The sequence below is a fragment of the Actinomadura sp. 3N508 genome (genome assembly GCF_044326375.1).
Classification (GTDB): domain Bacteria; phylum Actinomycetota; class Actinomycetes; order Streptosporangiales; family Streptosporangiaceae; genus Spirillospora.
In genome coordinates this window covers 310,166-324,321 of the sequence record NZ_JBIRAX010000004.1, presented here as the reverse complement: position 1 = coordinate 324,321, position 14,156 = coordinate 310,166, and the positions used below count along the sequence as shown (strand labels likewise).

Annotated in this window: 14 protein-coding genes; 8 read left to right on the top strand and 6 right to left on the bottom strand. The window is 72.6% G+C overall.

Annotated features, from left to right (window positions below):
- Positions 1–12 precede the first annotated feature (12 nt).
- From ACH34S_RS16915 to ACH34S_RS16895, 5 genes are all read left to right on the top strand, one after another.
- Positions 13–1,494 (top strand): sugar ABC transporter ATP-binding protein, encoded by a 1,482-nt coding sequence (locus ACH34S_RS16915; RefSeq protein ID WP_395953597.1) that lies wholly within the window; start codon positions 13–15, stop codon positions 1,492–1,494.
- Positions 1,491–2,447: an ABC transporter permease gene (locus ACH34S_RS16910; protein WP_395953596.1), complete on the top strand. Its 957-nt coding sequence runs from the start codon at positions 1,491–1,493 to the stop codon at positions 2,445–2,447. Before ACH34S_RS16915 ends, ACH34S_RS16910 begins: the two co-directional genes overlap by 4 nt.
- Positions 2,448–2,598: 151 nt before the next feature.
- Positions 2,599–3,369 (top strand): DUF1707 domain-containing protein, encoded by a 771-nt coding sequence (locus ACH34S_RS16905; RefSeq protein ID WP_395953595.1) that lies wholly within the window; start codon positions 2,599–2,601, stop codon positions 3,367–3,369.
- A 302-nt stretch (positions 3,370–3,671) separates the two neighbouring features.
- Positions 3,672–3,824: a hypothetical protein gene (locus ACH34S_RS16900; protein ID WP_165964538.1), complete on the top strand. Its 153-nt coding sequence runs from the start codon at positions 3,672–3,674 to the stop codon at positions 3,822–3,824.
- Positions 3,825–3,907: 83 nt separating this feature from the next.
- Complete coding sequence (locus ACH34S_RS16895; RefSeq protein WP_395953594.1) at positions 3,908–5,221, top strand: hypothetical protein; 1,314 nt, start codon at positions 3,908–3,910, stop codon at positions 5,219–5,221.
- A 71-nt stretch (positions 5,222–5,292) separates the two neighbouring features.
- On the opposite strand, the gene ACH34S_RS16890 is transcribed toward ACH34S_RS16895, so the two are convergent.
- Genes ACH34S_RS16890 through ACH34S_RS16875 form a run of 4 tightly spaced genes read right to left on the bottom strand, consistent with a single transcriptional unit; the run spans position 5,293 to position 8,619 of the window.
- Positions 5,293–6,114, bottom strand: coding sequence for a sirohydrochlorin chelatase (locus ACH34S_RS16890; protein WP_395953593.1), 822 nt, complete (start codon positions 6,112–6,114; stop codon positions 5,293–5,295).
- Positions 6,096–6,806 (bottom strand): phosphoadenylyl-sulfate reductase, encoded by a 711-nt coding sequence (locus ACH34S_RS16885; protein ID WP_395953592.1) that lies wholly within the window; start codon positions 6,804–6,806, stop codon positions 6,096–6,098. The genes ACH34S_RS16890 and ACH34S_RS16885 overlap by 19 nt, the downstream gene beginning before the upstream one ends.
- Positions 6,803–6,970: an Insertion element protein gene (locus tag ACH34S_RS16880; protein ID WP_395953591.1), complete on the bottom strand. Its 168-nt coding sequence runs from the start codon at positions 6,968–6,970 to the stop codon at positions 6,803–6,805. Before ACH34S_RS16880 ends, ACH34S_RS16885 begins: the two co-directional genes overlap by 4 nt.
- Positions 6,967–8,619 (bottom strand): nitrite/sulfite reductase, encoded by a 1,653-nt coding sequence (locus ACH34S_RS16875; protein WP_395953590.1) that lies wholly within the window; start codon positions 8,617–8,619, stop codon positions 6,967–6,969. Before ACH34S_RS16875 ends, ACH34S_RS16880 begins: the two co-directional genes overlap by 4 nt.
- A 713-nt stretch (positions 8,620–9,332) precedes the next feature.
- On the opposite strand from ACH34S_RS16875, the gene ACH34S_RS16870 reads away from it, so the two are divergent.
- From ACH34S_RS16870 to ACH34S_RS16860, 3 genes are all read left to right on the top strand, one after another.
- Positions 9,333–10,475, top strand: a complete 1,143-nt coding sequence (locus tag ACH34S_RS16870) for a YihY/virulence factor BrkB family protein (RefSeq protein WP_395953589.1) — start codon at positions 9,333–9,335, stop codon at positions 10,473–10,475.
- A 39-nt stretch (positions 10,476–10,514) separates the two neighbouring features.
- Entirely contained in the window at positions 10,515–11,507 is a 993-nt protein-coding gene (locus ACH34S_RS16865; protein WP_395953588.1) for a phosphotriesterase, read from the top strand.
- 111 nt (positions 11,508–11,618) lie between these two features.
- Positions 11,619–12,329, top strand: coding sequence for a phosphoribosyltransferase (locus tag ACH34S_RS16860; RefSeq protein WP_395953587.1), 711 nt, complete (start codon positions 11,619–11,621; stop codon positions 12,327–12,329).
- 356 nt (positions 12,330–12,685) lie between these two features.
- Here the strand turns inward: ACH34S_RS16860 and ACH34S_RS16855 are convergent, their stop codons facing one another.
- Positions 12,686–12,982 (bottom strand): WhiB family transcriptional regulator, encoded by a 297-nt coding sequence (locus ACH34S_RS16855; RefSeq protein ID WP_021600082.1) that lies wholly within the window; start codon positions 12,980–12,982, stop codon positions 12,686–12,688.
- Positions 12,983–13,164: 182 nt separating this feature from the next.
- Positions 13,165–14,079 (bottom strand): sucrase ferredoxin, encoded by a 915-nt coding sequence (locus ACH34S_RS16850; RefSeq protein ID WP_395953586.1) that lies wholly within the window; start codon positions 14,077–14,079, stop codon positions 13,165–13,167.
- Between the last annotated feature and the right edge of the window lie 77 nt (positions 14,080–14,156).

Sequence of the window (14,156 nt, the reverse complement as noted above, 5' to 3'; positions counted from 1 at the left end):
GTGGGTGGCGGCGTGGACGTCGCGCTCGAAGGCATCCGCAAGCGCTACGGCGGGATCACCGTCCTGCACGACGTCTCGCTGACCCTGCGTGGCGGGCGGGTGCACGGCCTCGTCGGCGAGAACGGCGCGGGGAAGAGCACCCTCGCCCGCGTCCTGTGCGGCGCCGTCCCGGCCGACTCGGGGCGCGTCGCCGTGGACGGCGAGCCCGCCGCCCTCCGCTCACCGCGCGACGCGCTGCGGCACGGGCTCGCGCTCGTCACGCAGGAAGGCGCGATCGTCCCCGGCCTGAGCGTGGCCGACAACGTCTTCCTCGGCGCCGGATCCCGCCGGCACGGCCTGCGCGACCCGGCGGGGGACCGCCGCCGCCTCGCCGCCCTCCTCGACCGGACGGGGTTCGTACTGGACCCGTCCGCCCGCGCGGGCGGCCTGCCGCTCGTGCACCGCCAGCAGATCGAGATCCTGCGCGCGCTGGCCCGCGGCGCCCGCCTGATCGCCCTCGACGAGCCGACCGCCCTGCTGCCCGCGCCCGCCGCCGAGCGCCTGCTGCGCCTGGCGCGCGACCTCGCCGAGCGCGACGGCATCGCGATCGTCCTCATCTCGCACCGGCTGGACGAGGTCCTCGCCTCCTGCGACACCGTCACCGTCCTGCGCGACGGGCGGCACGTCACCACCGCCCCCGCCGCCGGCCTGACGCCCGCGGCCCTGCTGCGCGCCATGGCCGGCCGCCCCGTCGAGATGCTGTACCCCGAGCCCGCGCCCGTCCCGGACGGCGCCCCCGTCGTGCTGGCCCTGCGCGGGCTGTCGCGCGGGACCGCGGTGCGCGGCGTCAGCCTCGACGTGCGGGCCGGGGAGATCGTCGGGCTGGCCGGGCTCGTCGGCAGCGGCCGGACGGAGACGCTGCGCCTCGCCTTCGGCGCCGACCGCCCGGACGGCGGCGAGGTGACGATCGCGGGCCGCCGGGTCACCGGGCGGGCGCCGTCCCACGCGATGGCCCTCGGAGCCGGGCTGGTGCCGGAGTCGCGCGCGGACCAGGGGCTCGTCCTCGTCCGGTCCGCCGCCGAGAACCTGGCCCTCGCCAGCCTGCCGGACCGGCGCCGCCTCGGCTTCGTGCGGCGCGGCGCGGAACGCCGTGCCGTGGGCGGCGCGGCGGAGACGCTCGGCATCCGCGGCGCGGGCCTCGACCGTCCCGCGTGGACGCTGTCCGGCGGCAACCAGCAGCGGTCGGTGTTCGGCAAATGGCTGGTCCGGTCGCCGCGCGTCCTGCTGGTGGACGAGCCGGCCCGCGGCGTCGACGTCGCCGCCAAGGTCCAGATCCACCGGCTGATCGCCGGCCTGGCGGCGCGGGGCGTGGGCGTGCTCCTGGCGTCCTCGGAGGTCGAGGAGGTGCTCGGGCTCGCGCACCGCGTCCTGGTGATGCGGGACGGCCGCGTCGCGGGGGAGTTCCCCCGGGGCGCGAGCGCCGAGGACGTCCTGGTGGCGGCGGGCCTGCGATGAGGTACGCGGCCGTCCGGGACCACGGGATCGTGGTGGCGCTCGCCGGGCTGGTCGTCGCGCTGTCCCTGTCGACGAGCACGTTCCTCACGAAGGGCAATCTGGTCAACGTCCTCGACCAGGCCGTCGTGGTCGGGCTGCTGGCGTGCGGGATGACGCTGTGCATCGTCTGCGGTGTGTTCGACCTGTCGGTGAGCGCCGTGCTGGCGGTCAGCGCGGTCGTCGCCGTGCTGGTCACCGAGTCGGCCGGGGTGCCCGCCGGGTATGCGGCGGGCGTCGCGAGCGGCACGCTGATGGGCATCGTGACCGGGCTCGTCGTCGCGCTGTCGCGCGTCCACTCGTTCATCGCGACGCTGGCGCTCAGCATCGTCTACCGGGGCCTCGCGGTCGTGATCACCGGTGGTGCCATCGTCTCCCCGCACGCCGATCGGCTCGACGCGTTCCAGGCGCTGAGCCTGCCGACCGTGCTCGGCGGGATCACCGTCCCGACGCTGGTCCTCGCGGGCGTCGCCGCCGCCTGCTGGGTCCTGCTCGCCGCGACGACGTTCGGCCGGGCCGTCTACGCCGTCGGCGGCAACGCCGAGGCGGCGCGGCTGTCGGGCATCAGGATCGCGCCCGTCCGGGTCGCCGTGTTCGCCGTCAGCGGCGCCTGCGCCGGGACGGCGGGCCTGGTCATGGCGACCCGCGCCGGCTCCGCCCAGGCCGGTCTCGGCTCGCTCCTCGAACTCACCGCGATCGCCGCGGTCGTCATCGGCGGGACGAGCATCCTCGGCGGCGAGGGCGCCGTGTGGCGCTGCCTCGCAGGCGTGCTGATCCTGACGCTCATCTCCAACGGGTTCAACCTGCTCGGCTGGGACCCCACCTACCGGCAGGTGATCGAGGGCCTGCTCATCCTGGCCGCCGTCACCCTCGACCGCCTCCTGCGCCGCCCGGCGCCGGGGCCGCCCGCCCTGTGAACCCCCGGCGTCCGCCCCCGCGGGGACCCCGTTCGGGCAAGGCTCGATCCTGCCGGTAGCCTGGCCTTGGCGTCCATCCTCCTGAAGTGGTGGGGCGATCTCGTCCGCGCGGCGGATTGCCCACGGTCACCGGGGGCATACCTTCGGAATCATGAGTCAGTCCAGTCCGCAGCCGGAGCGGCCGTCCCCGGGACGCCCGCGGGACGGGCGGCAGGACCTGCGCCCCGACCGGCCCGTCGGCGCTCCCCGCGACGAGCTCACGGCGGCGTCCGACGCGATCACGGCGGCCTCCGACGCGGTCCGCGTGCCCGGGGCGACCCAGTCGCCCGAGGCGATCCGCGCGTCCGACGCCGAGCGGGAGGCCGCCGTCGAGCGGCTGCGGATCGCCTCCGTCGAGGGACGGCTCACCTTCGAGGAGCTCGTCGAGCGGACCGAGGCCGCCTGCACGGCCGTCACCCGCGGCGACCTGGAGCACATCACCGCCGACCTGCCCGGCATGGGCGCGCCCGGCGCCAACCCCGCGCCGCTGCAGGTCAAGCGCAAGTTCAGCGCCTTCATGGGCGACTGCAAGGAACGCATCGTCGGCCGCATCGACGGGCCGCTTGAGGCCATCTCGGTGATGGGCGACGTCGAGCTCGACCTGCGCGGCGCCCAGGTCCCCGCCGGCGAGGTCAGCGTCACCGCGCACGCCGTGATGGGCGACATCAAGATCATCGTTCCGGACGGCGTCCGGGTCGAGGTGACCGGCCACAACTTTCTCGGTGCCCGCAAGGTCGCCGTCCGCGACCCGCTGCCCGGCGCCCGCGTCCCCGTCGTGCACGTCACCGCGCACGCCGTGATGGGCGACGTCAAGATCGTCGACGACGAGCACCACGCCCCCATCCGCCGCGCCATCGCCTCCTGGTGGCGCGACCGCACCTGACTCCGGCCGCCCGCGCCGCACATGTGTGGCGTGAAGACGGCGGGGAATGTACAATCGGCGTGCGGCAGCGTTCGCGCTGCCTCACCAGTCTGAGTCGACCAGTCCGCGTCCGAGTCCTGCAGTCGCAGTTGAGCAGTCGCAGTTCTGAGTCCCAGTCTTGAGTCTCCCAGTCGTCAGTCATCCATTCCCAGTCGCCAGTCGGCGTCGCAGTCCTCCAGTTTCACAGTTCTCGTCTGAAGTCGAAGTCCACCAGGAAGTCGCCGTCCCAGTTCGAGTCGCCCGAGAACGACACGTTAGAGGCGATGATGGACCGAGAGACCGAGTTCCTGATCTGTGCCGTGGTGCTCACCGGAACAGCCGTGACAGCGACGATCTTTCCCGCGCAGACCGTGGGTCTGCTGCTGGGCGTCAGCGTCGGCGCTTTCCTGAAGTGGGCATTGCTCAAGCGGGGCTAGCCAACGGGCGGCCCGCTCACTTTACTTCCGCTGGGGACCTCACTCATTCGATGATGAGGTCCCCAGCGTAAACGGAGGACGAGATGTACAGGCTCATTGATCTGACGCGCGCGCATGCGGGAACCGAAGGCGCGATTCTGGAGGCGTTCAACGCCGCCCATGAGGGCCCGCCCCCCACGAAGACCGAATACATCGTGGTGCCGGGCCAGGCCAGGCCCGCCGGCACCGATGGCCATATATGGACCGAACTCCCCGGGACGGTCGACGACGCGGCGGTCACGGCCGCCGTCCACGAGCGGGTCGGGCAGGCGCAGAAATCCGGTGTCGCGATCGCGGTGGCGTCGTTTCGCGGCAGCGTGAAGAGCGTCGCGGAGATGCTCGCCACCATCCACGGCGGCGTCGAGTTCATCCACCTGGGGACGTTCGCGCCCCCCACGGCCGGGGGCGAGCGCCTCGACTGGGACGACGGCTGGATGAAGCGCGAGGACGCCGTCAACACGCTGGTCCACGCGATAGGCGCGGCGTCCGGGCAGTCGCGGATGACCGACCTGCGCAAGCACCTCTCCGCGCGCGACCCGCGATTCCAGAAACAGGTCGGGACGTTCACGGCCCGCCCGAAGTTCATGTCCACGCTGGTGTCCCTGGCCGAGGAGCGTGGCCTGGTGGCCGTCGTCCCCACCGCGAACGGGGACAACAACCCGCAGATCGCCCTCACCGCCGCCGGGTACTCGCGGCTCGCGCCGGCGTCCCCCGCCGCCCCCGCGGACACCCCGGCGCCCGCCCCGGCCGTCTCCCCGAACGGCCACGAGCCCCGCTCGCTCTCGCACCTGTGCGTGGACGTGCTGAGGCAGAACAACATGGGGCCGTTCCAGGAACTGCGGCAGGACATCTACCGCGAGCTGGAGCGGCTGGTCGAGGACAAGTCCCGGACGCCCGACCAGCTCATCAGGGACGCGGTGCACGCCGTCCGGGACAGGACCCAGGACGCGCCGAGCAAGTCGGGCAAGCGGTTCCCCTGGAGCCGGATCAGGGCGTTCCTCACCCGGCTGACCCGGCAGGTGCCGGTCTTCCTGAGCGGCGGCGAGCCGGTCGCGGTCTCCCTCGGCAACAACGGGACCGTGGTCGACGGGCTCGCCGACGACTGGTGGCGGATGCTCGACGGCGAGCTCATCTGCTACGTCCTCGGCAAGGGCGTCACGATCACCCAGTACGACTACGAGGAGCTCGCCGGGGCCCTCTACAACAGCCGCTCCACCGCGTCCTACGACAAGGTGCAGGAGGTCGTCGACTACCTCGCCCGCGCGAGCCGGATCACCGAGGCGCCCGACGACGTGATGCGGATCGTGCTCGCGGGTCCGCCCCTGTCCGACGACGGGACGCCCCCGCCGGGCGGCTGACACGGGCTCCGGCGGCGCGAGAGCGCCGGGCCCTGGCGCGACGTGAGCGCGCCAGGGCCCGCCCACGCCTGTCAGACGGCGGTGGCGGTGCGGGCCGTCTCCAGCGCCTCGTTGTAGCGGCGGACGATCAGATCGGCGACCTCCGGGGCCGCGCCCAGGACGGGCGAGACCGCGGCGGCCCCGGCGGCGAGGGACTCCGCCCGGACCTTGTCGGCGAAGTAGCCCGGGGCCAGGAAGTACGACGCCACCGCCACGCGAGGGGCGCCCGCGTCGAGCAGGCCCGCGACCGCTTCGGCCGGGGTGGGCCGCGCCGCCGACGCGTACGCCGGGACCACGTCGTGCCAGCCGCGCGTCCGCCACTCGCGGGCCAGCCGCGCGATGGTGGCGTTCGCGGACGCGTCGCTGGAGCCCGCCGAGACCAGCACGACGGCCGTGTCCGGGTCGCCGGCGACGACGCCCGCGTCGGCGAGGCGGCGCTCCAGCGCGGCCACGAGCAGCGGGTGCGGGCCGAGCGTCCCGGCGGTGCGGATCCGCAGCCGCGGGTGCAGGCCGCGCACCCGGTTCAGCACGCCCGGGATGTCGGTCTTGCTGTGGTAGGCGGCCGTGAGCAGCAGCGGCAGCACGACCGCCGCACCGTCCTCCAGCCCCCGCCCGCCACCAATCAATCGACGAGCTCCGCTCGACCGCTCAAAGTCGCGGGCGAGGCCGTCCAGGACGCGGTCGGGCGCGGGCGCCGCGTGGTCCAGGAACGAGGCGTGCACGGGCACGTCCGGGCGGCGGGCCCGGACCGCGTCCAGCAGCGCGGCGACGGTCGCGGCGGCGCGGGGATCCCGGCTGCCGTGCGCCACCGCCACCATCGGCCGGCCGTCATGACTCACAGGTGGATACCGCATTCGGTCTTGCCCATCCCGGCCCAGCGGCCGCTGCGCGGGTCCTCGCCGGGCGCGACCGGACGGGTGCACGGCGCGCAGCCGATCGAGGGGTAGCCGTCGTAGTGCAGCGGGTTGACGAGCACCCCGTTGTCCTCGATGTAGTTGTCCATCTCCTCCTGCGTCCAGTCGAGGATCGGGTTCACCTTGACCATGCCGCGCTTGCGGTCCCACTCGACGACCCTCCGGTCGCGGCGGCTCACGGTCTCGTCCCGGCGGATGCCGCTGAACCACGCCATGTAGCCCTCGAGCGCGCGGCCGAGCGGCTCCACCTTGCGCAGGTGGCAGCACAGGTCGGGGTTGCGGCCGAACAGCCGCGGGCCGAGCGCGGCCTCCTGCTCCTCCACCGTCCGGGACGGCGTGACGTTGATGACGTTCACCGGGTAGACGGCCTCGACCGCGTCCCGGGTCCCGACCGTCTCGGCGAAGTGGTAGCCGGTGTCGACGAACAGCACGTCGATGCCCGGCTTCACCTTCGACACCAGGTGGATCAGTGCCGCGTCCGACATGGACGAGGTGAGGCAGATGCGGTCGCCGAACGTGGCGACGGCCCAGCGGATGACCTCCAGCGTGGGCGCGCCCTCCAGCGCGGTGGCGGCGGACTCGACGATGTCTTCGAGGTCAAGGGTTGGTCTGTCGGTCTCCAGAAGAGTCACCGAGGGATCTCCTTGCTCGTGGTGCGGGGAGCGCCGACACCGAGGAACTTCAATGTGAAGGAGCGAAGGCAGTCGGGGCAGAACCACGACCCGTGCTCTTCGCGGGGTTCGAGGCTCTCCTCGCCGCAGTACGGGCAGTAGAACGGCGCCATCCGCTCGCTCATTTGAGGTCCGCTTCGTCCGCGCGGTGCACCCAGTCGGCGAACGTCTCGCCGTCGGTGCGCTGCTCGTCGAACCTGCGGACGACCCGCTCGACGTAGTCGGTCAGCCCGGCCGAGGTGGTCTTCAGCCCGCGGACCTTCTTGCCGAACGACGCGCCGAGCCGCCCGCCCAGATGGATCTGGAAGCCCTCGACCTGGTCGCCGTTCTCGTCCACGACGAGCTGGCCCTTCAGGCCGATGTCGGCGACCTGGATCCGGGCGCACGCGTTCGGGCAGCCGTTGACGTTGATGGTCAGCGGCTGGTCGAAGTCCGGGAGCCGCTTCTCCAGCTCGTCGATCAGGTCCATGGAGCGCTGCTTGGTGTCGACGATCGCGAGCTTGCAGTACTCGATGCCCGTGCACGCCATCGTCTGCCGGCGGAACGTGGACGGACGCGCCTGCAGGTCGTGTTTCGCCAGCTCCTCGACGAGCGCCTCGGTGTTCCCCTCCGGGACGTCCAGGATGACGATCTTCTGCTCGTTGGTCGTCCGGACCCGGCCGGAGCCGTAGCGGCCGGCGAGGTCGCCGATGACGCCGAGCATCTCGCCGCTCACCCGGCCGACGCGCGGCGCGAACCCGACGTAGAAGTTCCCGTCCCGCTGCGGGTGGACGCCGACGTGGTCGCGGCGGGGGAGCGGCGCGGCGGGCTCGGGGCCGTCCGGCAGCGCGTACCCGAGGTACTCCTTCTCCAGCACCTCGCGGAACTTCGCGGCGCCCCAGTCCTTCATCAGGAACTTCAGCCGCGCGCGGCTGCGCAGCCGCCGGTAGCCGTAGTCGCGGAAGATCGAGGTGACGCCGTGCCACACCTCGGTGGCCTGCTCGGGCTTGACGAACACGCCGAGGCTCTGCGCGAACATCGGGTTCGTGGACAGCCCGCCGCCGACGAACACCTGGTACCCGGTCTCGCCGGCCTCGTTCACGACGCCGACGTAGGCGATGTCGTTGATCTCGTGGACGGTGCAGTGCGCCGTGCAGCCCGACATCGCCGTCTTGTACTTGCGCGGCAGGTTCGAGAACTCGGGGGAGCCGATGTAGTTGTCGTGGATGTCGCGGAGCTGCGGCGTCGCGTCGATGATCTCATCGGCCGCGATCCCGGCGAGCGGACAGCCGATGATGACGCGGGGCACGTCCCCGCACGCCTCCATCGTGTGCAGCCCGACCGCCTCAAGGGCCTCCCAGATGGCCGGGACGTCCTCGATCCGCACCCAGTGCAGCTGGACGTTCTGCCGGTCGGTGATGTCGGCGGTGCCGCGCGCGTACCGGGTGGAGATGTCGGCGATCGTGCGCAGCTGCTGGCCGCTGAGCTGCCCGCCGTCGATCCGCACCCGCATCATGAAGTAGCGGTCCTCGAGCTCCTCGTCCTCCAGCGCGCCGGTCCTGCCGCCGTCGATGCCCGGCTTGCGCTGGGTGTACAGGCCCATCCAGCGGAACCGGCCGCGCAGGTCGGCGGGGTCGATCGAGTCGAAGCCCGTCTTGGAGTAGATGTCGATGATGCGGCGGCGGACGTTCAGCCCGTCGTCGTTCTTCTTGTTCTCTTCGTTCTTGTTGAGGGGTTCGTGATAGCCCAGGGCCCACTGGCCCTCGGCCTTCTTGCGCTTGATCGCGGGTGGCACGGCGCGCGTTCCTCATCTGTGATGTGAGGGACGCGTAGCGCACCGGCAGTCATGGGCAGCCGGCTCGACACTGAGCTGGGTGGAGTGAAAGGTGACGCCGGTGCACCACGCGCCCGGCTGAGCAGGGGCGTGGTCGGAGCGTCACCGACAGATCGCGCTGCGGACGCGGAGGAAGTCGACGTGCCGGCGCTTGGCCAGCAACGGATCCGCGGCAGTCATACCTGAACTTTGACACGCCCTCTCGCGGGCTGTCCAGTTACGTCCGGCATGCGGGCGGGTGAGATGCGTCATCCTTGCCGCCTCCAGTTCACCGGAGGCTCCGCATCGTCGCTGGTCTCCGTGCCGGTCTCGGGAGGCCCGCCGTCGCGAGTCGCCGGGCCCCGCTTGTGCTGGCAATCGCACCAGGACCCGCCACGGCACTCCTCGTGGCGGCGCTCTCGGCACGACTCGCAGATCACGCTTCCATTGTCACCGATGGAGGACGGTGCCCTGTCCGTCCCCCCGCCGTGCCCTGTCCATCCGGAGACGATCTTGGTCCGGGCGACGTTCTGTGCCGTCAAATCGGGTATGTGCACAGGGATGCGCGGGGAACGGCAGCCAGCCCTGCGAGATGCGGGGGCAGGGGAGGCGGACGGGACGCGATGCGCGGAGCAGATCACTGGGATGGGTGATGCGACTTGTTCCGGGCGCGTAACGCTCTACGGTGGGGCGGTGTGACCACCGTCTCCGACCGCGCGGGCGTCTCCCCGGCCGGGGACTCCGACCGCGATGCCGAGCAGGACGCGCCGGATGTCCCGGATGCCCCGGACACTCGGAACGGCCCGGAATCCGGTGGCACCGATGGTGAGCGGCTCGATTCGCGCCTTCGCGCGTCGGTGGGGACGTCCGGACGGGTCGGCTGGGAGCTGATCAAGGGCACCGCGGCGGGGGCGTTCCGCTACCGGGTGACCGGGCTGGCGGCCGAGGCCGCGTTCTTCGCGTTGCTGTCGCTGCCGCCGCTGGTCATCGGGCTGATCGGCACGATGGGGCACCTGCGCGGCATGATCGGGCCCGAGACCGTCGCCGACATCCGCACCTGGGTGATCGAGCACGCCCAGCAGGTCCTCACCGGGCCGGCGGTCGAGACCGCCGTCGAGCCGCTGCTCGACGACGTGATCAGGGGCGGCAGCCCCGACATCGTGTCGGTCAGCTTCCTGATCTCGCTGTGGGCGGGCTCGCGGGCGACGAACGTCTACGTCGACACGATCACCATCGCCTACGGGCTGTCCGGCATCCGCGGCGTGATCCGTACCCGGCTGCGCGCCTTCTTCCTCTACCTCATCGGCCTGCTGATCCTGCTGATCGTCATCCCGCTGCTGGTGGCCGGGCCGACGCTGGCGCGGGAGGCGCTGCCGGAGAGCGCCGAGGCCGTCCAGGTGCTGTACTGGCCGGTCGTGGTGACCCTGTCGATCGTCTTCCTGGCGACGCTGTACCACGTGAGCGTCCCGGTGCGGACGGCCTGGTGGCGTGCGGTGCCGGGCGCGGCGCTGGCGCTGCTGATCTGGATCGTCGGCAGCATCACGCTCCGGCTCTACCTCACCGGCTCGCTGAGCGGCGTGTCGGTGTACGGGTCGCTCGCCGCCGCGATCGCGCTGCTGGCCTGGCTGTACGTCGCGGCGCTCGCGGTGCTGATCGGGGCGACGCTGAACGCCGAGATCGACGGGCGGTGGCCGAGCGAGGTCACCGCGCGGGCGCGGGCCGAGCTCGCCGCCAAGGCCGCGAAGGCCGCCAATGGAGACGCCGGCGCGCAAGCCGCGGCAGGGCCGGACGGAGATTCGGACACCGGGGTGGCCGAAGGTAAAAACAGGGCCGACTAGGGTCTTGAAAAGGTCAAACATGTCGTAGCCTCGCGTGACATGACCCCCCGACAGGACTCCGGCAGGCTCCGTACCGTGACCGGAACGATCCCGACGTCCGAGATCACCGGGCCGGTGCTGTCCCACGAGCACCTGCAGATGGACCTGCGGTGGCCCGCGCGCCCGCAGCTGGTGGAGTCCGACCCGGGCCGGTGGCTGGACGAGGAGAAGTCCGTCCAGCGGGAGCTCGCCGCCCTGCGCCGCGACCACGGGCTCGGCCTCGTCGTCGACCTCACGTGCTCGGGGATGGGGCGCAACGCCGCCGCGCTCGCGCGGATCAGCGCCGGGGCGCGGGTCGCGGTCGTCGCCGGGACGGGCGTGTTCACCGAGCCGTTCCACCCGTCGTTCGTCCGCGAGGCCCTGCAAGCAGGGGACGCGGAGGGCCCGGACGGGCGGACCGGCGTCGAGCGGCTGGCCGAGCGGCTCCTCGCCGAGGTCGGCTTCGGCATGGACGGGACCAACTCGCTGCCCGGCGTCATCGGCGAGATCGGCACCTGGGGCGAGGCGCCGACCGAGGCGGAGGAGCTGTGCCTGCGCGCCGCCGCCCGCGCCGCCCGCTACTCGGGCCTGTCGGTCGCGACCTACGGCCGCGCCGGCCTCGCCCAGCTGGAGATCCTCACGGGCGCCGGCCTGGCGCCGGAACGCGTCGCCGTCGGCCAGCAGGACCGGGTGGACGACCCCGGCCAGCACCGCAAGATCGCCGAGTCGGGCGCGTACGTGTCGTTCGGGACGCTCGGCCTCGCCGGGGACGACCACGCGGCGATCGGCGCCCGGGTCCGCTGCGTGATGGACCTGCTGGAGGCCGGGCACGCGTCCCGGGTGCTGCTGAGCACCGGCGTGTCCCGGATGACGCAGATCACCCGGTACGGCGGCGGGGGCTTCGGCTACCTCTTCGACACCTTCCTGCCCGCGCTGCGCGCCGCGGGAGCGGACGACGCGACCCTCGACACCGTCCTGCGCGACAACCCGCTGCGCTGGCTCACCGCCGCCTGACGAGCAGCCGGTCGCCGTCGAGGCTGCGGGCATATGCCTGCATAAGGCCGTGTACGTGCCTGTAACGGACGCGGGAGTGGGTAGGGGTGTCCCCGGAAGGGGGTGCGCCGAATGTCCTGGAAGAGACCCGCACGCGACCGCGGCGACGTCCGGCAGGCCGAGACCGTCCGGCTCCCCTACACCGACCGCACCGAGGCGGGCCGGGTGCTCGCCGAGCGGCTCGTGCCGCTGGGGCTGGACGGCGCCGCCGTGCTCGCGCTGCCACGGGGCGGCGTCCCCGTCGGGCATGAGATCGCCCGGCGGCTCGGATCGCCGCTCGACGTCCTGGTGACCCGCAAGATCGGGTACCCGCCGCAGCCGGAGCTCGGGGTCGGCGCGATCGCCGAGGGCGGCGCGCCGGTGTTCGACGGCGAGCTGCTGGAGCGGCTCGGGCTCCGCGAGGACGACCTGGCGGAGACCGTCGCGGCCGAGCGCGCCGAGCTGGACCGCCGGGTGGCGGCCTACCGGCGCGGGCGGCCGCTGCCGGAGACGTCCGGGCGGCCGGTGATCGTCGTGGACGACGGGCTCGCCACCGGCGGGACCGCACGCGCCGCCGTCCGGGCGCTGCGCGAGCAGGAGCCGTCCCGGCTTGTCCTCGCGGTGCCGGTGGGCGCCGCGGAGACCGTCCACGACCTGGAGTCCGAGGTCGACGAGCTGGTGGTCCCGGCGGCGCCGTGGGAGTTCCGCGCGGTCGGCCAGTGGTACCGCGACTTCGACCAGCTAACCGACGACGACGTGATCGCCTGGCTGGACCGGGCGGCGGGGGCCGGAACGACCGGCTGAGGCGCCGGGCGAGGCTGAGGCCGGGCTGAACCCGGGGCGGGCGGAGGCCGCGGGCGAGTCCGTGGCGCCGGAGCGCCGGGGTGCGGCCGGGGGCGGCAGAAAAGGGGTGTGGCGAATTTCTGCGAAATGGCCACACCGGGGGAGGCGGTGCGGTAAAAGCGCGGTTCGGTGGAAAGTCGAGGCCGTTGTAACGCAGATGTGACGCACATGTGACGAAGCCGCCGCGCCCGGTTCGAGTGGAACGGGGCGCGGACACGCAAACGGCCCCGCGATGCGGGGCCGTGACGTTTTCTCGGTGGCGTGCCGGGGTGCGCGATGGGAGCGTTCTGGCGGTGCGTACCGGCCTTGTCAGCTGACTACGCGGCGTTGGCGCGGCGCATCCTGCGACGGCGCTCGGACGCGCGCTCGTCTTCGTTGAGACCGCCCCACGTGCCGTACTTCTCGGGCCTGGAAACCGCGTAGTCCAGGCACTCCGTGCGGACGGGGCAGCCCATGCAGATCTGCTTCGCCTTGCGCTCGCGGATCTCCCGCTCGGGCTGGCGCTCACCGTCGGGACCGAAGAAGAGGACGAGGTCTTCCCCCCGGCACGCCGCGGCGTCCTGCCAGCCCCAGCTGGGACGAGGGAGGTTTGCCTGCCGACGTACCTGAGCCATGGAACACCCACCTTGATTGGTTTGAACAATTCAGGACATGGACGCTCGACATGCTTCGGGTGACATGCGTCAGAAGCGCCGAATGGTCCAACGTCTGGAGTTGCCGCTCTGTTCCCCGTCCGGTTACTCCGGAAACCTGGGGACGTGCGACAGGGAGACCCACGAATGGGGCCTCAGAAAGATTACACGAGGGCCGCCTCGTTGAGAAGGGTGAGTTCCCTAACAACGTAGGTTTTCAGGTTCTCCCCGCAGTCCGCTCCACATGGGGCGGACTGCTGGACGGCCTCCACGACGATGTGGTAACGGCTCTCCCGTAGCTGAACGACGGCCTCGTACCTGGTTGTTCCCGCGACCGCGCGGATGGAGACGCCGGTCACGTCGGCCAGCCCCAGCCGGCCCGCGTGCGCGCGGACGAAGTGCTCGGCGGCCTGCTCGGGCTCGGGCGTCCCGGCGCGCCCGCGCAGCCTGTCGAGGACGACCTCGCCCCGCAGGTAGGCGTCCGCCGCCGCCACCGCCTCGGTCTCCCCGAGGTTGCCGTAGCAGAACCCGTGGGGGAGGCACACGAGGTTGGCGGCGAAACGGTCGCCGCCGACGTGGGTCGTCTCCCAGACGAGGCCGTCGAAGCGGGCGGCGAGCGTCCGGGCGAGGGGCGCTCCGGTGCGGGCGCAGCAGGCGTTGTGGCGCCCGTGCGTGCAGACCAGGAAGATCGGCTCCGTCGTGCGCTCGCCGAGGCCGGGGGACCGTCCGGCGGCGAGGGCGGCCAGGTCGAGCGAGGCCAGCTCGGCGGGGTCGGCGAGCTCGCGTGCCTCGGCCCAGACCTCGGCGCCGCGGGAGTAGGCGGCGTAGACCTGGAGCGGCGGGGTGGCGCGGCGGCGTCCGGACCGGCGGATCAGCTGCGGGCGGACGCCCGCCCGCTTCGCGGCGCGCACGGCTTCGGCGACCGGCGCGGGCCGGGCGAGGTCCTCGACGCGCTCCGGCCAGGGGCCCGGGTGCTCGATGAGCAGCCAGGATCCCGCCTTCTCCGTGGCGCTGGCCAGGCACGGCCGCTGGCCGCTATGACTCCCTGGACAGTGCCCGCAGCCATTGCCGCGCGTCACAGTACCCCCCGTTGACCGCTCTCAATTAGGTAAGGTTAACCTAATCCAGCGCCGCGAAACCAGCGGGTCCGGGATGT

Excerpts from the sequence above, each read along its gene's own strand:
- ACH34S_RS16910 (WP_395953596.1), top strand. The coding sequence starts at position 1,491 with ATGAGGTACGCGGCCGTCCGGGACCACGGGATCGTGGTGGCGCTCGCC.
- ACH34S_RS16905 (WP_395953595.1), top strand. The coding sequence starts at position 2,599 with ATGAGTCAGTCCAGTCCGCAGCCGGAGCGGCCGTCCCCGGGACGCCCG.
- ACH34S_RS16900 (WP_165964538.1), top strand. The coding sequence starts at position 3,672 with ATGATGGACCGAGAGACCGAGTTCCTGATCTGTGCCGTGGTGCTCACC.
- ACH34S_RS16895 (WP_395953594.1), top strand. The coding sequence starts at position 3,908 with ATGTACAGGCTCATTGATCTGACGCGCGCGCATGCGGGAACCGAAGGC.
- ACH34S_RS16890 (WP_395953593.1), bottom strand. The coding sequence starts at position 6,114 with ATGCGGTATCCACCTGTGAGTCATGACGGCCGGCCGATGGTGGCGGTG.
- ACH34S_RS16880 (WP_395953591.1), bottom strand. The coding sequence starts at position 6,970 with ATGAGCGAGCGGATGGCGCCGTTCTACTGCCCGTACTGCGGCGAGGAG.
- ACH34S_RS16865 (WP_395953588.1), top strand. The coding sequence starts at position 10,515 with ATGACCCCCCGACAGGACTCCGGCAGGCTCCGTACCGTGACCGGAACG.
- ACH34S_RS16860 (WP_395953587.1), top strand. The coding sequence starts at position 11,619 with ATGTCCTGGAAGAGACCCGCACGCGACCGCGGCGACGTCCGGCAGGCC.
- ACH34S_RS16855 (WP_021600082.1), bottom strand. The coding sequence starts at position 12,982 with ATGGCTCAGGTACGTCGGCAGGCAAACCTCCCTCGTCCCAGCTGGGGC.